This window comes from Pannonibacter sp. I15F10I1, assembly GCF_900185665.1.
In the GTDB taxonomy this organism is placed as follows: Bacteria; Pseudomonadota; Alphaproteobacteria; order Rhizobiales; family Stappiaceae; genus Pannonibacter; species Pannonibacter indicus.
This window is the reverse complement of the sequence record NZ_FYAN01000015.1, coordinates 106,745-128,268: the sequence shown is the minus strand read 5'-3', so window position 1 is coordinate 128,268 and position 21,524 is coordinate 106,745. Positions and strand designations below refer to the sequence as shown.

Below are 21,524 nucleotides of genomic sequence, written 5' to 3'. Positions count from 1 at the left end.
GCGAAAGATCGCCCTCAACGTCATCCGCTCCCATCCTGACAAGGCCTCAATCAGGCGGAAAATCAAAAAAGCTGGATGGGACGAGGACTTCCTCACATCGCTCATCAGCCATATGCGATAGCCCTGCAGGGGGAGGGGGGCGGAGAGGCTCTGCCACAGATCAGATGCTTCATTGTGGGCTGTGCAGGAAGCTGATGTGTGAACCCAGTAGCCCGACCAGGGGGATGGGGCTGAAAGGTGGTGCCGTGGACACAACGGCTGCCACTGCAGCCCTCAGGCCTCCCCGCCCCCGTCATTGAACTCCGACAGCCGTTCCAGCCGGTCGAGCAGGTCGGCGATCCAGGCAGTGCCGAAGCGGGCTTCGAGGCTGGCGTAGATCTGACGGCTTTCCGGGGCCACTTCATCGATGATCCGCAGGCCCTCCTGCGTGAGGCTCAGCATCACGCGGCGGCCGTCGGCCTCGCCGCGCTCCCTGAGGATCAGGCCGCGCTCTTCCAGCGTGCGGATGATGCGCGTCAGCGACGGGGCCAGGATGAAGGCCCGGTCCGCCACTTCGGAGGCATCCAGCGTGCCGCGCTCGCCCAGAACGCGGATCACCCGCCATTGCTGCTCGGTCAGGTCATGCGCTGCCAGCATGGGCCGGAAATGCGCCATCAGCGCCTCGCGCGCCCGCAGCAGGGCGATGGGCAGCGAGCGGCGGGTGTCACGCGGCAGCAGCGCGTCCTGATCAGGATCGGACGGGGCAGGATCAGCAGGCTTCATGCCCTCTCTATGCGGCAGAAAACCGGCTTTTGCAAACCGGCAGCCGAGTTACACCGGCACAACGTTTCAGCCCCCCTCCCCCTCGTGAGGCTATTGCATGCAGACATCGTGCCTGAGGCAGGAGACGGATTGGAGAAAGACTGCAATCTGTGTGGCTGGGCACAGCGTTTCAGCCCCCCTCCCCCTCGTGGGGAGGGGTTAGGGGTGGGGGGAAAGGCCTTTCCGTCTGGCAGGGTATTTATTGATTATGGGCAGCTGCTCCTCCTGACGCCTCATCAGAAAAGGTCGATTTTTCAAATCCTTGCAGACTCAGAGCCCCCCACCCCTAACCCCTCCCCACGAGGGGGAGGGGGGCGGAGAGGAAGGGGAGCCTGACTGGCTGCCCGCTGCAAACACTGTCCCTGTTGACAGGCCCACAAAATCATTTAACGTGTTAAATATCAAGCCGGCCGGGAGGAGAACCATGCCGCATCTGTCCTTTGACTATTCGGCCAATCTGGAGGCCGGGGTGGATATGCCTGCCTTTGCGGGCTGCCTGCATGACGCGCTTCTGGAGACAGGGCTGTTCGAGTTGGGGGCCGTGCGCGTGCGCGGGTTCCGCTGCGATGTGCATCTGGTGGCCGACCGGCTGGCGCAGAACGGCTTCATCGACATGTCCCTGCGCATGGGCGAGGGCCGCAGCCTGGAAGACCGGCAGCGCGCTGGAGAGGCCATCTTCGCTGCGGCCTGCGCCTTTCTGGCGCCGCAGCTCGCCAGCCCGCATTTCATGCTGTCGCTGGAAATCCGCGAGATCAGCGCGCCCCTCAGCTGGAAGCGCAACGCCATCCACCCCCGCATCCGCCAGATGCAGACCGGAACCGGAGAGTGACAATGCCCTCACTGGAAGACAACATCGCCCGGGCGAGCGCCTTTCTGGCGCGCTTTGAAGCAGGCGTGAAGAACCGCATCGGCGGCGAGGATGTGGATGCTTTGGACGGCACGCAGTTCGAGACCATCTCGCCGGTGGACCTCAAGGTGCTGGCCCGCGTCGCCCATGGCAAGGCGGCGGATATCGACCGGGCCGCAAAGGCCGCCAAGGCGGCGTTCCCGGCCTGGGCCGCACTCTCCGGCGAGGCGCGGCGGGATATCCTCAATCGCATTGCCGCTGCCATCGAGGCGCGGGCAGAGGAAATCGCGCTGGTGGAATGCATGGACACCGGCCAGTCGCTGAAGTTCATGGCCAAGGCGGCGCTGCGCGGGGCGGAGAATTTCCGCTTCTTCGCCGCCCGCGCCCCGGAAGCGCGCGACGGCAAGGCGCTGCAGGCGCCCGGTCAGGTCAACATCACCACCCGCGTGCCGATTGGCCCGGTGGGGGTGATCACGCCCTGGAACACGCCCTTCATGCTCTCCACCTGGAAGATCGCCCCGGCGCTGGCGGCGGGCTGCACCGTGGTGCACAAGCCGGCCGAACTGTCGCCGCTGACCGCCCGGCTGCTGGTGGAAATCGCCGAGGAGGCGGGCCTTCCTGCCGGCGTGTGGAACCTCGTCAACGGCTTTGGCGAAGATGCCGGGCGGGCGCTGACCGAGCATCCTCTGATCAAGGCCATCGGCTTTGTCGGCGAAAGCCGCACCGGCTCGATGATCATGCAGCAGGGCGCGGCGACGCTGAAGCGGGTGCATTTCGAGCTGGGCGGCAAGAATCCGGTGATCGTCTTTGCCGATGCGGATCTGGAGCGGGCCGCCGATGCGGCAATCTTCATGATCTATTCGCTCAACGGCGAGCGCTGCACCTCGTCCTCCCGCCTGCTGGTGGAAGCCTCGATCCACGACGCATTCACCGCGCGCGTTGCGGAAAAGGCCAAGCGCATCAAGGTCGGCCATCCACTGGACCCGGCCACCGTCATCGGCCCGCTGATCCATCCGGTGCACGAGAAAAAGGTGCTGGACTATATCGCCACCGGCAAGGCGGAAGGCGCAACCCTTGCCGCAGGGGGAGAGAAGGCGGAGGGCCCCGGCGGCGGCTGTTATGTGGCGCCCACGCTCTTCACCCATGCCGCCAATTCCATGCGCATCGCGCAGGAGGAGATCTTCGGCCCCGTGCTGACGGCTATTCCCTTCAAGGACGAGGCGGAGGCGCTGGCACTGGCCAATGACGTCGCCTATGGCCTCAGCGGCTATCTGTGGACCTCGGACGTGACCCGCGCCTTCCGCTTCACGCAGGCGCTGGAAGCGGGGATGATCTGGGTGAATTCGGAGAACATCCGCCACCTGCCCACCCCCTTCGGCGGGGTGAAAAGCTCCGGCATCGGACGCGACGGCGGCGATTGGTCCTTTGATTTCTACATGGAAACCAAGAACATCGCCTTTGCCACCGGCGCCCATGCCATCCCGAAGCTGGGCGGCTGAACCGCCCGCCGCCGCCGCCGTTTACGCCAGATATCCGCAAGACCGGGAGGAGACCCGTCATGCCCGTTCCCGCACCCAACCTTTATCCGCCGTTCAACATCGTGCGCCTCAGCCACGTGGAATTTGCCGTCACGGACCTTGCCCGCTCGCGCGCCTTTTACGTGGACACGCTGGGGCTTCAGGTCACCGATGAGGATGCGGGATGCATCTACCTGCGCGCCATGGAAGAGCGCGGCCACCATTGCATCGTGCTGCGCCAGTCGGACGAAGCCTCAGCCCGCGATCTCGGTTTCAAGGTCTTTTCGGAGGAGGATCTGGACCGGGCGGCGCAGTTCTTCAAGGGCAAAGGCCTGCCGGTGGAGTGGGTGGAGCGGCCCTTCCAGTCCCGCACCTTCCGCACGCGCGATCCCTTCGGCACGCCGCTGGAATTTTACGCCCGCATGGACCGGCTGCCGCCGATCCACCAGAAATATGCGCTCTACCGGGGCGTGAAGCCGCTGCGCATTGACCATTTCAACTGCTTCTCGCCCGATGTGGACGCCTCCGTCGCCTTCTACAACGAGCTGGGTTTCCGGGTGACGGAATATACCGAGGACGAGGAGACGGGCCGGCTCTGGGCCGCCTGGACGCACCGCAAGGGCGGCGTGCATGACATGGCCTTCACCAATGGCCGCGGCCCGCGCCTGCACCACACCGCCTTCTGGGTGCCGACGCCGCTCAACATCATCGATCTTCTCGACCTCATGTCCACCACCGGCTGGGTGTCCAGCATCGAGCGCGGCCCCGGCCGCCACGGCATTTCCAATGCCTTCTTCCTCTATATCCTCGACCCGGACGGCCACCGCATCGAGATCTATTGTTCCGACTACCAGACGGTTGATCCGGATCTGGAGCCGATCAAATGGGACCTGAAGGACCCGCAGCGCCAGACCCTCTGGGGCGCCCCCGCCCCCCGCTCCTGGTTCGAGCATGGCAGCCTCTTCTCCGGCACCACCCCGCAGGAACCGCTTCTGAAGGCCCAGCCGATCATCGCGCCGTGAAGGCACAGCGCCTCAGCCCCTCTCGTGGGGGCTACTGGATTCACACATCAGGCTCGGACACTGCCCGCAGTGACGCATCTGATCTGTGGCAGGGCCTCTCCGCCCCCCTCCCCCTCGTGGGGAGGGGTAAGGGGTGGGGGGCTCTGAGCCGAAAGCTGTATGGAAGACAGATAGATACCTGAAGAGGCATCGGAGGATGCAGCTGTATGAAATCAATGAATTCTCTGCCAGCCGGAAAGGCCTTCCCCCCACCCCTAACCCCTCCCCACGAGGGGGAGGGGGGCGGAGAGGCCTCAGTTCAGCAGCCAGCCAATGACCAAGACCACAGGGACAAACCAGCCATGACCCAGCCGCGTTTTCTGAGTTTCCGCACCGCAGGCAACCGTGAGGGCTTCGGTCTTGTCGCGGGAGATGGGGTGATTGATCTGTCCGCGCGGCTGAAGGGCCGGTTTTCCAGCCTGATGGACATCATCGCGCAGGGCAGCCTGACGGAGATTGCCGATGGCTACGGCGGGCTCCCGCCGGACATGAGCCTTGAAGAGATCACCTTCACCATTCCGGTGACCCGGCCGGAGAAGATCATCTGCACCGGCGTCAATTTTCCCGACCGCAACGAGGAATACAAGGACGGCAAGGAAGCGGCGGCCTATCCCTCGCTGTTCGTGCGCTTTGCCGGGTCCTTCACCGGCCATGGCCAGCCGCTGGTGCGCCCGCCGGAGAGCCATCAGCTCGACTATGAGGGCGAGATTGCCGTGGTCATCGGCAAGGCGGGGCGGCGGATTGCGGAGGCGGACGCGCTGTCCCACGTGGCGGCGCTGACCCTGTGCAACGAGGGAACCTTGCGCGACTGGGTGCGCCATGCGCGTTTCAACGTCACGCAGGGCAAGAATTTCGATGCCTCCGGTTCCATGGGCCCCTGGCTGATGCCCCTCACCTCCCCCGCCCAGATCGAGGACATCCGCCTGCAGACGCGGGTGAACGGCGAGCTGCGGCAGAAGGACAGGACGGGGCGGATGCTGTTCCCGGTGCGCCGGCTCATCAGCTACATTTCCACCTTCACCACGCTGGCGCCGGGCGATGTGATCGTGACCGGCACGCCGACGGGCGCAGGCGCGCGGGCCGAACCGCCGATGTGGCTGAAGCCCGGCGATGTGGTGGAGGTGAGCGCAGACGGGCTTGGCACGCTGCGCAACACCATCGCGGATGAAATGCCGGATGCGGCAAGGGAGGCGTGAGATGCTGAGCGCAACACAGATCGAGGAAGCCGCCGCCAAGCTGGACGAGGCCGAGCGCAGCCGCATCCAGACCGGCTTGCTGTCGCTCGCCCATCCGGGCATGACCATGGATGAAGCCTATGCCATTCAGGCCGCCTGGGTGCGGCGCAAGCTGGCGGCGGGGCGGCGCGTCATCGGCTGGAAGATCGGCCTCACCTCCAAGGCCATGCAATATGCGCTCAACATCAACATCCCCGATTCCGGCGTGCTGCTGGATGACATGCTGTTCGAGGATGGGGCGCAGATCCCGCCGGAGCGCTTCATCCAGCCGCGCATCGAGGCGGAAATCGCCTTCATCATGAAGGCACCGCTGAAGGGGCCGGGCGTCACCGTCTTCGATGTGCTCAACGCCACGGATTACATCACCCCGGCCATCGAGATCCTCGACACCCGCATCCTGCGGATGGACCCGCTGACAAAACAGACGCGCAATGTCTGCGACACCATCGCCGACAATGCGGCGAACGCGGGGATCGTCACCGGCGGGCGGGCGCTGCGGCCGGACCAGACCGACATGCGCTGGATGGGCGCCATCGTCAGCCGCAACGGCGAGGTGGAGGAAACCGGCCTTGGCGCGGGCGTGCTCAACCAGCCAGCGCGCGGCGTCGCCTGGCTCGCCAACCGGCTGGCGCAGTATGGCGAGGGCATCGAGGCCGGGCAGACCGTGCTGGCAGGCTCGTTCATCCGCCCCGTTGAGGCCCGCCCCGGCGACACGGTGAGCGCAGATTTCGGCCCGCATGGCAGCGTCAGCCTGCATTTTGCCAAGGGAGACGCCTGATGCCCGCGCCCGTCAACCCGTTCAAGAAGGCCCTCAGCGAAGGGCAGTTGCAGACCGGCCTGTGGCAGGCGATCGGCAGCGAGGCCGCGGTCGAGATCTGCGCCGGAACCGGCTATGACTGGCTGCTGCTGGATGCCGAACATGCACCCAATGACGTGCCCCGGCTCGCCGCGCAGCTGCGCGCCATGCGCGGTTCGCCCTCCCATGCGGTCATCCGCCCGCCCATGGGCGAGGCCTGGATGATCAAGCAGATGCTCGACATCGGCGCGCAGACCCTGCTGATCCCCATGGTGCAGGATGGCGATCAGGCCGCTGCCCTCGTGCAGGCTGTGCGCTATCCGCCGGTCGGCATCCGGGGTGTGGGGGCGGCGCTGGCGCGGGCCTCGGATTACAACCGGATCGAGGGCTATCTGGAAACCGCCAATGACGAGATCTGCCTGCTGGTACAGGCTGAGAGCGTGATGGCGCTCAAAAATCTCGAAGCCATCTGCGCGGTCGAAGGGGTGGACGGCGTCTTCATCGGCCCGTCGGATCTGGCCGCAGACATGGGGCTTCTCGGCCGCCCCGGCGCGCCGCAGGTGCAGGCGGCGGTGTCCGATGCCATCGCCCGCATCACCGCCTGCGGCAAGGCGGCCGGCGTGCTGAGCACCGGCCTTGCCCTTGCCCGCACCTACCGGCAGATGGGCGCCACCTTCATCGCCATCGGCCACGACGTCGGCCTTCTGGCCACCGGCGCCCGCCAGCTGCTTGAGCGGTTCAAGGAAGAGGCGGAGAGATAAGCCTCCCCAAACGCAAGGCGCCCCGCTTGTGGCGGGGCGCTCAGGCTGCTGACAAACATTCGGCCTCTCCATCGTCATCCTCGGCCTTGTGCCGAGGATCTAACCAAATCAATGGCTTGCAGATGGCCGGGACAAGCCCGGCCATGACGAAAGAGGAGAGCTCTTGTGCTGTCATCGACCTCGGCGCCCCGCTTGTGGCGGGGCGCTGCGTGGTGTTGCGGGCGATGCCCTGATCAGCCGCCGAAACCGAAGCCCTCGGGCATATCGGTCAAGGTGATGCCGAAAGGCTCAAGGCTCTTCACGATCCAGGTCTGGTTGTTGCCGATGCGGCGGTTGTATTCGGCCCAGGCGGAGACGAAGCTCTTGAAGGTTTCGTCGGTGCCATAGTTCAGCGCGATCACGGAAGGGGTCGAGAGCACCGGCAACGGAACCTTCACGGTGCCAACAGCCGGGGCCTTCTTCGAAATCACCAGGCCGTTCAGCATGGTGTTGACGAGGCCATCCGCCTTGCCGGTGGTGACCGCGATGATCGCTTCATCGCGCGTCTTGAAGCGCAGAATATTGGCATTGGGCAGATACTGCTGGGTAATCAGGTCCTGCGCCGATCCCATGTCCACCGCGAAGGTGTACTGGGGGTCGTTGAGATCCTGCCAGGTCTTGCCCGTCAGCTCGTCCTTGGCCGACACGATGATGAAGCTGTTGTAATAGGTCGGATCCGAGAAGGACACGGACATGGCGCGGACCGGCGTCGCGGTGACGGCGAAGGCCATGTCCACCTTGCCGCTCTGCACGTCAAGAATGGCGTTGGACCAGCTCGATTCCACCACTTCCAGCTTCACGTCCAGCGTCTTGGCAATGTCGCTGGCCATGTCGATGACGAAGCCCTGCCATTCACCGGTGCGCGGGTCCTTGTTGAAATAGGGCACCTCATTGAGGATGGCCGGAATGCGCAGGACACCGCGGGCGCGAATATCATCAATCGTACCGGCACTGGCTGCTGCGGTTCCCGCTGCCAGCGCCATGGCGGCGATGCCGCAGAGTTTTGCAAGAAAGTTCATGTTGTCGGGCCTCCGTTGTTCCCCTGGAATTGCTTTTGCCTGCTCCACATCTTCTAGTGGAACGGCAGCACTACTGGCCGGGTTTCAGCCTAGCCGGGGCGCGGAATTGAACAATGCTAAGGAAGAGGCCGCCCTTATCCTGTTTTTTATATGTGCAGCGCTGCCTGAGCCAGAGCCGCGCCATACATTCAGCGCCGTCCCGGACGAAGCGGAGCGGAGATCCGGGAACCACTCGCTTGCAGAGCGGAAAGGCTGAAGCGCAGCGCGGAGGCTTGCTCCGGGCGGGGAGCCTGCCGCCGCACTCAGGACAACGGCATCCCTCTGCAAATGAGTAGGCCCCGGCTCGCGCTGCGCTTGGCCGGGGTGACTCTGTGCCAGTTGCCCGGTTGTGGAGCTTGCCGCCAAAGCCAGAGCTGCGTCAGTGACCAAGGCGAAGCCAGCGACAGAAACACTGTCCTCACCACCCCCTCAGCGTCGTCCCGGACGAAGCGGAGCGGAGATCCGGGAACCACTCACTTCCAGAGCGGAAAGGCTGAAGCGCAGCGCGGAGGCTTGCTCCGGGCGGGGAGCCTGTCGCCGCACTCAGGACAACGGCACCCCTCTGCAAACGAGCAGGCCCCGGCTCGCGCTGCGCTTGGCCGGGGTGACTCTGTGCCGTTTACCGGGCACAGTGCCCAACGGAGAGGCTGAAGCGCAGCGCGGAGGGACGGCGCGGAGAGGTGGCGCGGGCGCCCTGAATGCCGGTCCGTCCTACGGCACCGGATAGTTGAGCTCGCTGCCGCGCGGCGCCTCCAGGATCGGGCCGACCAGTTCCTTGCGGCAGTCATCAAACAGCTGCTGCACGGCCTGATGTTTCTGCAGGAAACCGGCCGTGCCGAAATAGACCCGCACCTCCGGCAGGTTGGTGAGGCGCAGGCTGGTGATGCCCTGGTCCTCGGGCAGCAGGCACCATTCGGGGATGATCGAAAAGCCCAGCCCCTCCTCCACGCAGCGCTTGACGCTGGAACTGCCGGAGGCGGTGATCGTTGGCTGGACGGTTGCCCCGTCACGGCTGAGAAAATCCATCGTCAGATTGCGCAGGGTCTGGCCCGGCTCGAAGGTGATGAAGGGCTTGTCCCGCGCCCAGCGGGGAATGTCGCGCACCTCGGGCGGGACGCCCCAGGACTGCGGATAGACCAGACTGAGCCGATAGGTGCCAAGCTGCCGCTGCGGCACGACGGGATCGCCGAAGTAGCGTTCGGAGATGCAGATGTCGAGACTGCCGTTCTTCACCAACTCGGCAAGCACCGTATCGCGCTCGTAGACGGCGAATTCCATGTCGGGGAACTGGGCGCGGAAGCGGCTCAGCACCTTCGGGAACAGATAGAAGAAGATCGCCTGCGGCATGCCGACCCGCAGCGCGGTCCGCTGGTTCTCGATCAGCTTCGTCAGCCGCTCCAGCATGATGTCAAGTTCCGGATAAAGCAGATTGTAGAGCATCACCCCCCTTGGCGTGAGGATGATCCGCTTGGCGCCCTGCTCGGTCTCGATCAGCCGTCCGTTCAGCAGCTGCTCCAGCCGCCTCACATGATTGGCGGCGGACTGATAGCTCAGATTGAGCTCCCGCGCCGCGCCCGAAAACGAGCCGTGGCGGGCGACTTCGTAGAATGTCTGAATGAGTGTCAGGCTGATCTTGGCCATGCTGGTCTACCTCTCTCTCTCCGCCATAATGGCCGGAAATGAGTTAGCCGATACAAAATTCAGGAACAGGGAATGCTGTGTTCTTGTATCGACGCTGCCCCGTCTGCCGCCTCACACTTGGGCGCAAGTCAGAACAAGGGGACCAGACGGTGGACACGCCGCTCGCGCAGACTTCTCCCATCATCATCGCCGGGGCGGGCATTGCCGGCAGCGCGGCTGCCTATTTCCTCGCCCGGCAGGGCCTGAACGTCGAAGTTCTCGACGCGGCAATACCTGCGGCCGGGGCCTCGGGCGCGTCGGATGGTGCGGTCTCCGTCGCCAGCAAGCGGCCGGGCCCGCTGATGAGCGCGGCCCTTAAAGGCATCGCGCTCTACCGGTCACTGGCGCAGGAAGGGCTGCTGGCCGCCGAATTCCACGAGCGCTCCACCTTCATCGTGGCCTCCACGGCTGAGGAAGAAGCCGTGCTGGAGCGGCACGGGGCCGCCCTTGCCAGCGCCGGGATCAGGGTCACTGCCTTCTCCGGCCCCGCGATCGTCCGCCGGTTCCCCGCGCTTTCGCCCGCCGCCTGCCTTGTGCTGGAAGTGCATGGCGAGGGCCACGCCATCGGCTATCAGGTCGTCCACCGGCTGCTGAGCGCATCGCGGGCCACGGTTCACCGCAATTGCAAGGTGGAAGGCCTCCTGACCTGCGCCGATGGCAGCCGCATCATCGGCGTGCACACCAGCAAGGGCGCCTTGGATGCCGGCGCGCTGCTGATCGCCACCGGCAACGGCACCTCCGCCCTGCTCGGCCTTTCCGGCGTGCTGACCCCGCGCAAGGGCCAGCTTCTGGTCACCGAGCGCGACCGGGCCTTGAGTGCGGGCATGCCGGGCTCGATCATGTCGGGCCGCTATCTCCTGTCGAAAGGCAGCCAGAAGGCGGCAGGCGCCAGGGACCAGCGCGGCTTCGGCCTTGTCATCGACCCGCTGCGGACAGGACAGTTTCTCATCGGCGGCACGCGTGAGGACCACGGCGACACCCGCCAGACGGACCTTGAGGCCGTCAGCACCATGCTGCGGCAGGCCGCGGATCTGGTGCCGGGCCTTGCGCGCCTGCGGCTGCTGCGCAGCTTCGCCGGAGCGCGCACCGCCGTTGCCGATGCCCTTCCACTTGCCGGGCGCCTGCCCGGCTGCACCAATGGTTACATTCTCACCGGCTTTGAGGGCGACGGCATCTGCCTTGGCCCGGTGGTGGCCAAGGCCATGGCAGCGCTCATCTGCGGCCGGGAGCCGGAGCTGGATCTGGCGCCTTTCGCACCGGACCGCTTCGCCAGCCTGAGGTTTGCCGCATGACTGGCCCGAGCTTTTTCTGGTGCGGCGAGACCATCCCCTTCCGGCCGGGCGAAACCATTGCAGCGGCGCTGACAGCCGCCCGCATTCTGCACCTCGGCACAGACGCAAATGGCCAGCCCGCCCGCTATTTCTGCGGCATCGGTGCCTGTCAGGCCTGTGCCGTGCTGGTTGATGGCACCATCCGCGAGGCCTGCCTCACCCCCGCCCGCAGCGGCAGCGAGGTGCGGCCGGTGACGCCGGCCAGCGCAGGAGGCAATGATGCACGCTGACGGCCAGTCCTTTCACGATGTCATCGTCATCGGCAGCGGCCCGGCGGGAATGGCCTGCGCCCTCACCGCAGCGCGCGGCGGCGCCAGCGTGCTGCTGGCGGACCAGCGGCCCGGCCCCGGCGGCGCCATCTTCCGCACCGCCATTCCCGGCGTGCCGCCGGTGTCCCTCGCCAGAGCGCAGAAACGCCTGCGGGACCGGCTGTTTGCAGGCCTTGAAAACACACCCGCGATCCAGCGCCTGCCGGAACACCTCTATCTTGGTCTCGATGCGGACGGCCTCGTCATGCTGGAGGACCGGAAGGCCGGTCAGGTGAAGACCTTCCGCTGCCGCATCCTGTGCCTTGCCACCGGGGCCGTGGAGCGCGTGCTGCCGCGCCCCGGCTGGACGCTGCCCGGCGTGGTGACGGCCGGCGGGCTGCAGGTGATGATGAAGGAAACGGGCAGAGCCCCGGCTGGCCGCACCGTTCTGGCCGGATCCGGCCCCCTGCTGCTGGCCGTGGCCGCCCAGCTCGTCCGCCTCGGCAGCCCGCCGCTGGCCGTCATCGAGGCGGGTGATCCCTTGCGGCAACTCCGTGCGGGTCTCGGCCTGCTGCGCTGGCCCGGCCTCTGTCTGGAGGCCGGGGGCTATGTGGCCTCCCTTCTCACCGCCCGCGTGCCCTGGCACCGGGGGGCAAGCCTGACCGGCATCGAAGCGGCGGCAGACGGCCTTGCGGCGCAGTGGCAGGACCGGCAAGGCCGGGTTCATACGCTGGCCGCAGACCGCGTCGCGCTGCATGACGGCCTTGCCGAAAACAGCTTCGGCCTTGCTCCTTCAGGCAGTTCGCAAAATGCGCCCGGCCATCCGCTGGTGCTGCATGCCGGGGATTGCCGTCAAGCGTTCGGCGCCCCGGCTGCGGCGCGCGGCGGAGAGGCCGCCGGGCAGATCTGCCTTGACGTGCTCGCGGGCCGGACAGAACCGGCGGAGCGCCTGCAATCCCGTCTCACCGCCGCCACCCGCCGCGATGCAGCCGCTCAGGACCTCATCGCCAGCGCCTTCGCAGCGCAAGACGGACAGGAGCATTTCAACCGCCTGCCCGATGACACCATGCTCTGCCGCTGCGAAGGCAGGACAATGGGCGATCTGCGCAAGCTTTTCATCGCCGCCCCCGGCCTCTCCGGCCGTGAGCTGAAGCTGAACGGGCGCTTTGCCATGGGCGCCTGCCAGGGCCGGTTCTGCGCCGCCAACACCGCCGCCGCCGTGGCCGAACTGACCGGCAGCAGCCTGCCCGTTTCCACGATCACCGGCCACCGCTGGCCTGTCCGCCCCGTTCCCATTTCCAGCCTGATCCGGCCTGAGCCCGGCAAGGCTGACCACGCTGAAGAGGCTACACAATGACACTGCCGGTCCAGACCGCCCCAACCCTCTCCCCAACTCTCTCCCCAACCCTCTCTCCTGCCAGCGCTGCTGCCATCGAGGTGCGCAATCCCTTTGATGGGGCGCTTGCCGGAGAAGTGCCGGTCAGCACCGGGGCGGAGGTTCTTGCCGCCCTCGCCCGCGCCCGCAAGGCACAGGCAGACTTCCGGCACTCCACCCCGGCGCTGCGCCGCAAGCTGCTGGAGGCCCTGGCCGCGCAGATTGCCGCCCATGCGGAAGACCTGGCCCGGACCATATGCAACGAGATGGGCAAGACGATCACGGAAGCCCGCAATGAAGTGCGCCGCGCCCAGAACACCCTGCGGCTCTCGGGCGATGCAGCCACCTTCCTCGATGGTGAGGCGCTGCATTGCGCCATCGTCGAGGGCGGCGCCGACCGGCTGGCCACCGTCACCTATCAGCCGGTGGGCGTTGTCGGAGCCATCACACCCTTCAACTATCCGCTCAACCTCTTGTGCCACAAGCTGGGGCCGGCCATTGCCGCGGGCAATGCGGTGATCGCCAAGCCCTCGCCGAAAGCCCCGCTGGCCGCTGCCATGCTCTGTGATCTCGCCGCAAAGGCGGGCTGGCCGGACGGGCTGTTCCAGGTGGTGCATGGCGGGGCCGCAACGGCGCTGTCGCTGGCCCGCGCGCCCATCGACCTTCTGTCCTTCACCGGCGGCCCGGCTGCCGGGCTTGCGCTGAAGGCGGCCAGCGGGCTGGTGCGCTGCCTGATGGAACTGGGCGGCAATGACCCCTTGTTCGTGCTGCCGGATGCGGATCTCGACCGGGCCGTGGCGACGGCCATCGGCCACCGCTTTGAAATCGCCGGTCAGAGCTGCGCTGCGGTGAAGAAGCTCTACCTGCATGAGGACATCGAAGAGGAGTTCACCGCCCGGCTGCTGGCCGAAATCGCACGCATACGCACAGGCGATCCCCGGCTGGCGGAGACGGTGATGGGCCCGGTCATCGACGAGGCGGCCGCGGCTCTGGTGGAGAGCCGGATCAGCCAGACCCTTGCGGACGGCGCAAAGCTTCTGGCCGGAGGCACCCGCGAGGGCACGCTCGTGGCCCCAACGGTCCTGCGCAATGTGGCTGCCGATGCCCCGGTCATTGCCGAGGAAACCTTCGGGCCGGTCATCGCCATCCGCAGCTTCCGCGATCCGGCGGCCGCCATCTGCGAGGTGAATGCGGGCGACTATGGCCTGCAGGCCGGGGTCTTCACCAATGATCATGCGCTGGTGAAGCTGTTCTCCCGCGAGCTGGCGGTGGGCGGTGTCATGATCAACGAGGGGCCGGACTTCCGCGCCGAACATGTGCCCTTCGGCGGCATCAAGCGCAGCGGGCTGGGCCGCGAGGGGGTGCGCATCACCTTGCGGGAGATGTCCGAAACCAAGGTGGTCATCGACTGACTCCGCCCACGCAGGGCATGAGCAATTTCAAGGCATGACGCGCCGGCATCGCAAGAGCTGGCAGGAGGAGCAGGAGCAATGCGGATCTCGATCTTCGGAGCATCCGGCCGTGTCGGCACACAGCTGGTGGAACTGGTGCTTGCCAGTCCGGGGCTGGAGCTGGTGGCCGCGCTTGTCTCGCCCACCTCACGCCATGTGGGCCAGCCGGTGGCGGGCGGCGCATTGGAATACCGGCCCGCAGAGGCGGCCATGAACACCCGCTGCGATGTGATCATCGACTTCTCGGCCCCTGCCGCCTCGCTCTGGCTGCAGGAGCAGATCGGCAGCAGCCCGCTGCCCTGCGTCATCGGCACGACGGGCTTTTCCAAGGCGCAGGAGGACCAGCTGACCGGCTGGTCCGCCCACCGGCCGATGGTGATCAGCGCCAATTTCGCCCTTGGCTTTGAGGCTTTCCGCCAATGCGCGGCACGCTTTGCCAGCACCATGCCGGGCGCCGAGGCCACGGTGCGGGAGGTCTATCACGCCCGCAAGAAGGCCGAACCGTCCGGCACCTCCCGCTGGCTGGCGGAAACCGTGCGAAAGGCGCGGAGCAAGGCCATGGGCTTTGCAGCGAGCGAACCGGACATCACCGTCAACCGCGAGGGCGATGTCACCGGCATCAACGAGGTGCGTTTTGACCTGGGGTCCGCCGGGCTGACGCTCACCTATCAGGTTCACACACTGGCAGCCTACGCCGAAGGCGCAATGGCTGCCGCCAGCTGGCTCCGCACGGCCAGACCAGACTGCGGGCGTTACACGCTCGCCGACACCCAGACCACATGACGTCCACGGGAGAGCCCCATGACACAGCTTTCTGACCGTTTCCGCGGTGTCTTCACCGCCCTCGTCACCCCGTTCCGCAACGGCGGCATCGACCATGATGCCTATGCCGCGCTGGTGGAACGCCAGCTTGCAGCCGGTGTCACGGGCCTTGTGCCCGTGGGCACCACCGGTGAAGCGGCAACCCTGTCCGATGCGGAAGCCGAAGACCTGATCCGCCGGACGGTGGAACTGGCCCGGGGCCGCGCCTTCATCCTTGCGGGCGCAGGCGCCAATGACACGGCAAAGGCCGTGGAAAAGGTGCGCCGGGCGGAAGCTGCCGGGGCCGATGGCGTGCTCGTCGTCACCCCCTATTACAACAAGCCGGGACAGGCCGGGCTCACCGCCCATTACAGCGCTGTGGCGAAGGCAACCTCCCTGCCGGTGGTGCTCTATTCGGTGCCCGGGCGCTGCGGCGTCGAGATTGCGCCGGAAACCTGCGCCGGGCTGATGGACATGCACGCCAACATCGTCGCCATCAAGGAAGCGGGCGGGTCACCGTCACGCGTCACGGAGCTGCGGCAGGCCTGCGGCAGCCGCCTCATCATTCATTCGGGCGACGATGGCCTGACGCTGCCGTTCCTGTCGCTGGGCGCCTGCGGTGTCACCAGCGTCGTCTCCAACATCGCCCCGCGCGAGATGGTGGAACTGGTGAAGGCGTGGGAACAGGGCGACACGGCCCGTGCGCTGGCGGTGCATGAACTGGTCGCGGAGCTTGCCGGCAGCATGTTCATCGAGTCCAATCCCGGTCCGGTGAAGGCGGCTCTCGCCCTCGCCAATCTCGCCGGACCCGAGATGCGCCTGCCGATGGTGCCCGTCTCCGACCGGAGCCGCCAGACCATTGCCGCCGTTCTGAGCCGTTTCGGCTCGGCATCCGGCAGCTTTTCCGGCAGCGCCTGCTGACCCGGCAGAGCCCCTGCCATGCCCGGCGGCGGAAAGACCGGCCGGCGGCCAAGAAACACAAGAACCAGAGGGACCAGAATGACTGACACATCACATGCGCCGGCCCCCGGCAGAACAGGAGGCGGATCGTGACCTACACCTGGGATTTTCACTCCGCCTGGCAGTACAGGGATCTGTTCCTGTGGGGGCTCTGGATCAGCGTCCTCTACACGGCAGGCTCCATCCTGTTCGGGGTGCTGATCGGCTTTCTCACCTGCGCCATGCGCCTGTCCGGCTGGAAGGTGCTAGACCTCACCGCCCGCACCTATCAGGAAATCTTCCGCTGCACGCCGCTTCTGGTTCAGCTGCTGTGGTTCTATTACGCCTTCCCGCTGCTGGTGGGCGGAACCATCGACAACCGGGTGGCCGCCATGCTGACCCTGTCGCTCTATGTCGGGGCCTTTTATGCGGAGATCTTCCGGGGCGGCATCGTCTCGATCGACCGGGGCCAGCGCGAGGCAGCCGCCGCGATCGGCATGAGCCCCTGGCAGTCGATGCAGCGCATCATCCTGCCGCAGGCGCTGAAGCGGATGCTGCCGTCCTTCATCAACCAGTCCGTCATCCAGTTCAAGAACACCTCGCTGGTGTCGGTGATCTCGGTGGCCGACCTGGCCTATATGGCGGCCGTCGTCAACGGCCAGACCTACCGCCCGCTCGAATCCTACACGGTCATGGCCGTCCTCTACATCGCGGTGCTGCTGCCCGTGACGCAGATCGCCGACCGGGTGGAAAAGCGGCTGCGCGTGAGCGATTGAAGGAGAAGGGCATGACCAGCGAAATCAGCCGTGCCGCCGCAGGCCCGGTGATCGAAGCCACCGGGCTGCAGAAGAGCTATGGCAATCACCACGTCCTCAAGGGCCTCGACCTCAGCCTCAGCCGGGGCGAAGTGGTGGCCTTGATCGGCCCGTCGGGCTCGGGCAAATCCACCTTCATCCGCTGCCTCAACCGCATGGAGCATCCGACCGGCGGCGAGATCCGTTTCCGTCAGCAGCCGGTGGGCGACAGTTTCCGTGACAGTGCCGGCAAGATCGGCATCGGCACCTTGCGCCGCCATGTCGGCATGGTGTTCCAGCACTTCAACCTGTTTCCGCACATGACCGTGCTGCAGAACGTGACCGAAGGACCGGTCACCGTCTGCCGCAGGCCGCGCCGGGAAGCCGAAGAGCTGGCCATGGACCTGCTGGCGAAGGTCGGCCTTGCCGAAAAACACGCGGCCTACCCCAACCATCTTTCGGGCGGGCAGAAGCAGCGGGTGGCCATTGCCCGGGCGCTCGCGATGGAGCCGGAAGTTCTACTCCTCGACGAGGTGACCAGCGCCCTTGATCCGGAACTCGTCAGCGAGGTTCTGGCCGTCATCCGCTCGCTCGCCGAACAGGGCATGACCATGGCCATCGTCACCCACGAAATGGCCTTCGCCGCCGAAGTTGCCGGACGGGTGCTGTTTCTCGACCAGGGCGTCATTGCCGAAAGCGGCACGCCGGACAGCGTCATCCTCAACCCGGAAAATCCCCGTCTCCAGGCGTTTGTGGCCCGTTTCCGGCCCTGACAGAAAGGCAAGAAAGCCATGTCCGGCTTCAAGATCTCTATCGTGGGTGCAGGGCGGGTGGGCACGGCCCTTGCCGCTCTGCTGGCGCAGGATGCCGGCTTCCGGGTGCGGGTGCTTGACCGCTCCGAGGATGCGCTCGACGGCTTGCGCCACGCAACTGCGCCGCTGGAAACACGCCTCCTGTGCCATGGGGAGGAGCTGCACACGGTTCTGGCGGGCGAGGATCTCGTGGTGGCCGCCGTGCCGGACAGCGCCGTCGCCGCCGTGGCAGAGGCTGCCCGGCGCGCCCGCGTCCACTATCTCGACTTCATCGCCACGCCATCAGCGGCCCGCCAGCCGCTGGAGGATCTGGCGGCAACCCGCGCCGTACTGCCCGGCTGCGGCGTGTCGCCCGGCCTTGCCGGAACCCTCGCCTGCGCTTTACTGAAACGCTATGCGCCGGTGTCCGATCTCATCATCCGCGTCGGCGCTCTGCCCCGCTATCCCGCCAACCGGCTGGGCTATGGCCAGATCTGGCATGTGGACGGGCTGATCGACGAATACACCCGCCCCTGCACCGCCCTGCGCGAAGGCCGCAGCACCGAACTGTCACCGCTGGAGGATTACGAGCGCCTCAACATCGATGGCGTCGCCTTCGAGGCCTTCACCACGTCGGGCGGGCTGGGGGATCTGGATGCGGTGGCCCGGTTCTCCCCGCGCAGCGTCACCTTCAAGACCCTGCGCTATCCCGGCCATCTGGATTACATGCGCTTTCTGCTCGATGACCTTGGCCTGCGCCAGCGCCGCGACATGCTGAAATCGCTGCTCTGCAACGGGCTGCCGGTGGTGGAGGATGACGTGCTGCATGTGATGCTGACGGTGAAGGCGATGCGCGGCCGCCAGCCGGTGGAACGGACCCAGTGCCTGCGCTTCGGCCCCCCGCATGGCCCCCTGCTTGGCCCCGCAGGCTTCGGCACAGGTGGAGGCAATGGCGGAGGCAATGGTGGCGGCGCTGGCAGGGAAGCGGTCAACGCCCTCACCGCCACGGCCACCGCCTATGCCGCCACCCTGATCAGCGGCCTTTCCGGCGGCAAACTGGCCGCAACGGGCATGCTCGACCCTGCCTCGCTCGACGTGGACGCCATGCTCACCGGCCCCTACCTCGCCCCGCTGCTCAGCGGCAGCGCTGGGGCGCCGTATTAGCGATCCAGCGAGCCAAGAACGGTGCGGCAGCGGGTGAGGATGGCGGCTTGCACCTCGTCCATGAGGGGATGATCCCCTGCGGGCATGGCGCAAACGGCCTGCCTTGCCGCATCCAGCTGCTCCATCACCGTCCCGGCCAGCGACCGAACCCGCTCAACGGCGGCGCGCGGGGCAAGCCCGCAGCGTTCGGCCTCGCGCTGCCAGTGGCGGCCCTCGATGTGGCTGCCGCGCCGCTTGTCTGCCACGTCGAGGGCCAGGTTTTCCGTGATGCCGTCCCAGACCTTTGCGCAGAGCACATCATAAAGCGGCGCCAGCGCCACCGCGTCCGGACCGATCATGAGGGAGTAATTCTTCATGTGCGCATCGGTGTTGCAGGCAAGCACGTTGAAGACCATGGCATCCCACAGCCGCAACACATCCGCGCCGCCCCCGGCGGCGCGCAGCCGGTCCATCATCGCCGCAAAGCTACCCTTCGGCCCCGGCGCCTGACTGTGCTGATACTTGGCGGAGGGCGGCAGGCCGAGCGCCTGGCAGAAATCCTCCTGATGCAGCCGCCGCAGATGCTCCCCCTGCGCCAGACGGTCATACCGGCGGACCAGAAGATAGGTCCGCTCTCCCGCCCGGCCCGTGGTGACGTCGCTGGCGTCAAGACCGGCAAGGCGCGCCAGCGTCAGGCAGAAGGCTTCGTTCTGCACATTGCCCCAGAGGCGGGAACTGTCCGGCTTCAGGATGTGGCTTGAAGCGGTGCCATTGAGCGGAATGGCAAGGCGCCCATCCTCCAGCACGCGCACGGACAGCTTGGTCTGCACCCCGGCCAGCGACATGGACACACCGTCCTCACCGGCCAGAAACGGCTTGCGGGGCAGCTCCGAGATGATGCGCTCCAGATCCGCTTCGGAGCCGGTTTCCCGCACCTCGCAGGTGGTCAGGCCCCGCCCGGCGAAGGAGAAGGCACCGGAGGTGTCGCGCCCCGCGCGCTCCAGCAGCGCCAGCACATCCGTGTGCGGCACATCCAGAATGCGGGCCATCATCCGCACCGCGTCGGCATCTTCCGGCAGCAGATTCAGAAGCCACGGCCCCAGAACCGGCCAGCCGTAAGGCTCTGCCCGCAAGGGCATCGACACGGACAGCGGAAAGGCCCAGGGCTGCCCCAGCCAGTCCGGATCATAGCAGAAGACCGGCGCGCGCCCGTCCCGCTCCGTGATGCTGCCTGCCAGATGGCGCTCGTAAAAAAGCTGCAAGGCTCAGTTCCTTACAAAGGCGGAAGCGGACTGGGAGAGGTTTGCAGCGGGCCCGCCAGCAGCGCGCCGATGCGCAGGCCGAGCGCTTCGGCGGCGGCGAGTGCTGGGCCGAGATGGCTGGTGCCCTTGCCCCGTTCCAGCTCGCTGATGAAGCGGCGGTTGGTGCCGATCATGCCCGCAAGATCCGCCTGCGTATACGCCAGCGCCTTGCGCCGCGCCCGGATAGCCGCGCCAAATTCCCGTGCCAGCCGCTCTTCCGCCGGAGACAATGCCATCTGAACCTCGCCGCTCTGCTACACATCTGTAGCATCATGAGCTGAGCACCACAAGATGATACCTTTCTGTAGCATTGAGACTGAACACGTAGAAAAGATACAGAAAGGTATCTTTCTTCTACTCTTCGCCTCCAAGGATACCGCTCTGTAGCATCATCCGCGCCAGCGGCCGATTTGACAGCGGCGGGCAAAATTGGCAGCACTGTCGCCAGAGACGGGGAAAGCTTTCATGGCGAAACGTGGCGAAGGGCAGACGAGGCTGGATGATGCGGCAAGGGCCGGCTGGCTCTATTACGTCGCGGGCCGCACCCAGGACGAAATCGCCGCCGCCATGGGCATCTCGCGCCAGAGCGCGCAGCGGCTGGTGTCGCTGTCGGTGGCCGAACGGCTGATCAAGGTGCGCCTCGACCACCCCATCGCCGCCTGCCTGGAACTGGCCGAAGCGGTGAAGGCGCGCTGGGGCCTCAAGGATGTGGAGATCGTGCCCACCGATCCGGCCGCAGAATCGGCCACGGTCGGCGTTGCCGAAGCCGGTGCCGCCCAGCTGGAGCGCTGGCTGAAGCAGAGCGACCCGCTCGTCATTGCCATGGGCACGGGGCGGACCCTGCGGGCCGTGATCGATCAGCTGCCGCCGCTGGACTGCCCGCAGCACAAGATCGTCTCGCTCACCGGCAACATCAGCCCGGACGGCTCGGCCGCCTATTTCAACGTCATCTTCTCCATGGCCGATGCGGTGAAGGCACCGCATTTCCCCATGCCGCTGCCGGTGATCGTTTCCTCTCCGGCAGAACGCAAGCTGCTGCACAGCCAGCCCCTCGTCGCCCCGACCATCGCCCTCGGGCACTGCAGCGATGTCACCTTCGTCGGCATCGGCGAAATGAACATGAGCGCACCGCTGCTGGTGGACGGTTTCCTGAAACCGCAGGAGATGGAAGACATCCTGCGCGCGGGCGCTGCGGGCGAGATCTGCGGCTGGATCTTCGGCGCGGATGGCAAGCTGCTGGATCACCCGGTCAACGAACGGGTCGCCAGCCTCGAAATCCCCTCGCGCCAGACCTCCACCGTCACCGGCATCGCCCGCGGCAAGCGCAAGCATGCGGCGATCCTCGCCGCCGTGCGGGGCGGGCATATCAACAGCCTCATCACCGATGAAGAGGCCGCCCGGCACCTTCTTTCCCGCACGTAAGATTTTTTTCCCAAGCCATATCAATTTCTTACCTGATCCTTGCGGCATCGCAGCATGGAATCCGGATTGACATTTTGCGCGCTCAAAGTGAGTAATTGCCCACGAGTAAGGCGAATGCTCATTTTCTTCTGGG

The 21,524-nt window shown here is 66.3% G+C and carries 21 protein-coding genes and 1 pseudogene; 17 read left to right on the top strand and 5 right to left on the bottom strand.

Annotation, left to right across the window (positions count from 1 at the left end; all coding sequences use genetic code 11):
• Nucleotides 1-121 (top strand): annotated as a pseudogene (locus tag IF10I1_RS11255) (ISAs1 family transposase); the annotation flags it as partial.
• Between the two features lie 152 nt (nt 122-273).
• On the opposite strand, the gene hpaR reads toward IF10I1_RS11255, so the two are convergent.
• Complete coding sequence (gene hpaR / locus IF10I1_RS11250) at nt 274-762, bottom strand: homoprotocatechuate degradation operon regulator HpaR (RefSeq protein ID WP_186392336.1); 489 nt, start codon at nt 760-762, stop codon at nt 274-276.
• A gap of 463 nt (nt 763-1,225) precedes the next feature.
• Between hpaR and IF10I1_RS11245 the strand changes: the two genes are divergently transcribed.
• The 6 genes from IF10I1_RS11245 to IF10I1_RS11220 all read left to right on the top strand — a co-directional run bounded on the left by IF10I1_RS11245 (nt 1,226) and on the right by IF10I1_RS11220 (nt 7,018).
• A complete protein-coding gene (locus tag IF10I1_RS11245; RefSeq protein ID WP_186392335.1) occupies nt 1,226-1,630 on the top strand; it encodes a 5-carboxymethyl-2-hydroxymuconate Delta-isomerase in 405 nt (134 codons plus the stop codon).
• A 2-nt stretch (nt 1,631-1,632) separates the two neighbouring features.
• Nucleotides 1,633-3,147, top strand: coding sequence for a 5-carboxymethyl-2-hydroxymuconate semialdehyde dehydrogenase (gene hpaE, locus IF10I1_RS11240; RefSeq protein WP_186392334.1), 1,515 nt, complete (start codon nt 1,633-1,635; stop codon nt 3,145-3,147).
• Nucleotides 3,148-3,206: 59 nt separating this feature from the next.
• Nucleotides 3,207-4,187, top strand: a complete 981-nt coding sequence (gene hpaD, locus IF10I1_RS11235; protein ID WP_186392333.1) for a 3,4-dihydroxyphenylacetate 2,3-dioxygenase — start codon at nt 3,207-3,209, stop codon at nt 4,185-4,187.
• A 341-nt stretch (nt 4,188-4,528) separates the two neighbouring features.
• On the top strand, nt 4,529-5,422 hold the full coding sequence (locus tag IF10I1_RS11230) for a fumarylacetoacetate hydrolase family protein (protein ID WP_186392332.1): 894 nt from the start codon (nt 4,529-4,531) through the stop codon (nt 5,420-5,422).
• 1 nt (nt 5,423) lies between these two features.
• Entirely contained in the window at nt 5,424-6,239 is an 816-nt protein-coding gene (hpaH, locus tag IF10I1_RS11225; RefSeq protein WP_186392331.1) for a 2-oxo-hept-4-ene-1,7-dioate hydratase, read from the top strand.
• Nucleotides 6,239-7,018, top strand: a complete 780-nt coding sequence (locus IF10I1_RS11220) for an aldolase/citrate lyase family protein (RefSeq protein ID WP_186392330.1) — start codon at nt 6,239-6,241, stop codon at nt 7,016-7,018. The genes hpaH and IF10I1_RS11220 overlap by 1 nt, the downstream gene beginning before the upstream one ends.
• Before the next feature lie 233 nt (nt 7,019-7,251).
• Here the strand turns inward: IF10I1_RS11220 and IF10I1_RS11215 are convergent, their stop codons facing one another.
• Together IF10I1_RS11215 and IF10I1_RS11210 are read right to left on the bottom strand one after the other, a co-directional pair.
• Nucleotides 7,252-8,076, bottom strand: coding sequence for a transporter substrate-binding domain-containing protein (locus IF10I1_RS11215; protein WP_058900961.1), 825 nt, complete (start codon nt 8,074-8,076; stop codon nt 7,252-7,254).
• A gap of 750 nt (nt 8,077-8,826) precedes the next feature.
• Nucleotides 8,827-9,756 (bottom strand): LysR family transcriptional regulator, encoded by a 930-nt coding sequence (locus tag IF10I1_RS11210; protein WP_186392329.1) that lies wholly within the window; start codon nt 9,754-9,756, stop codon nt 8,827-8,829.
• A 149-nt stretch (nt 9,757-9,905) separates the two neighbouring features.
• Between IF10I1_RS11210 and IF10I1_RS11205 the strand changes: the two genes are divergently transcribed.
• The 9 genes from IF10I1_RS11205 to IF10I1_RS11165 all read left to right on the top strand — a co-directional run bounded on the left by IF10I1_RS11205 (nt 9,906) and on the right by IF10I1_RS11165 (nt 18,689).
• The gene (locus tag IF10I1_RS11205) at nt 9,906-11,087 is read left to right on the top strand and encodes an FAD-binding oxidoreductase (RefSeq protein WP_244284674.1); all 1,182 of its coding nucleotides are present in this window, start codon (nt 9,906-9,908) and stop codon (nt 11,085-11,087) included.
• Nucleotides 11,084-11,356: a 2Fe-2S iron-sulfur cluster-binding protein gene (locus IF10I1_RS11200; RefSeq protein WP_186392328.1), complete on the top strand. Its 273-nt coding sequence runs from the start codon at nt 11,084-11,086 to the stop codon at nt 11,354-11,356. Before IF10I1_RS11205 ends, IF10I1_RS11200 begins: the two co-directional genes overlap by 4 nt.
• Complete coding sequence (locus IF10I1_RS11195; RefSeq protein WP_186392327.1) at nt 11,346-12,731, top strand: FAD-dependent oxidoreductase; 1,386 nt, start codon at nt 11,346-11,348, stop codon at nt 12,729-12,731. The genes IF10I1_RS11200 and IF10I1_RS11195 overlap by 11 nt, the downstream gene beginning before the upstream one ends.
• Nucleotides 12,728-14,161: an aldehyde dehydrogenase family protein gene (locus IF10I1_RS11190; RefSeq protein ID WP_186392326.1), complete on the top strand. Its 1,434-nt coding sequence runs from the start codon at nt 12,728-12,730 to the stop codon at nt 14,159-14,161. Before IF10I1_RS11195 ends, IF10I1_RS11190 begins: the two co-directional genes overlap by 4 nt.
• 78 nt (nt 14,162-14,239) lie before the next feature.
• Complete coding sequence (locus tag IF10I1_RS11185; RefSeq protein WP_186392325.1) at nt 14,240-14,983, top strand: 4-hydroxy-tetrahydrodipicolinate reductase; 744 nt, start codon at nt 14,240-14,242, stop codon at nt 14,981-14,983.
• Nucleotides 14,984-15,001: 18 nt separating this feature from the next.
• Nucleotides 15,002-15,922 carry a 4-hydroxy-tetrahydrodipicolinate synthase gene (gene dapA / locus IF10I1_RS11180; RefSeq protein ID WP_123195912.1) on the top strand — a complete coding sequence of 307 codons (921 nt, stop codon included), beginning with the start codon at nt 15,002-15,004 and terminating at the stop codon, nt 15,920-15,922.
• A gap of 128 nt (nt 15,923-16,050) precedes the next feature.
• Entirely contained in the window at nt 16,051-16,716 is a 666-nt protein-coding gene (locus IF10I1_RS11175) for an amino acid ABC transporter permease (RefSeq protein ID WP_058900953.1), read from the top strand.
• An 11-nt stretch (nt 16,717-16,727) separates the two neighbouring features.
• On the top strand, nt 16,728-17,507 hold the full coding sequence (locus IF10I1_RS11170; RefSeq protein WP_305790723.1) for an amino acid ABC transporter ATP-binding protein: 780 nt from the start codon (nt 16,728-16,730) through the stop codon (nt 17,505-17,507).
• A gap of 18 nt (nt 17,508-17,525) precedes the next feature.
• Nucleotides 17,526-18,689, top strand: a complete 1,164-nt coding sequence (locus IF10I1_RS11165; protein WP_186392324.1) for a saccharopine dehydrogenase family protein — start codon at nt 17,526-17,528, stop codon at nt 18,687-18,689.
• On the opposite strand, the gene IF10I1_RS11160 is transcribed toward IF10I1_RS11165, so the two are convergent.
• Nucleotides 18,686-19,930 (bottom strand): type II toxin-antitoxin system HipA family toxin, encoded by a 1,245-nt coding sequence (locus tag IF10I1_RS11160; protein ID WP_186392323.1) that lies wholly within the window; start codon nt 19,928-19,930, stop codon nt 18,686-18,688. The genes IF10I1_RS11165 and IF10I1_RS11160 overlap by 4 nt on opposite strands.
• An 11-nt stretch (nt 19,931-19,941) precedes the next feature.
• A complete protein-coding gene (locus IF10I1_RS11155; RefSeq protein ID WP_186392322.1) occupies nt 19,942-20,205 on the bottom strand; it encodes a helix-turn-helix domain-containing protein in 264 nt (87 codons plus the stop codon).
• Between the two features lie 229 nt (nt 20,206-20,434).
• On the opposite strand from IF10I1_RS11155, the gene IF10I1_RS11150 reads away from it, so the two are divergent.
• A complete protein-coding gene (locus IF10I1_RS11150; RefSeq protein WP_050473733.1) occupies nt 20,435-21,391 on the top strand; it encodes a sugar-binding transcriptional regulator in 957 nt (318 codons plus the stop codon).
• Nucleotides 21,392-21,524 lie beyond the last annotated feature (133 nt).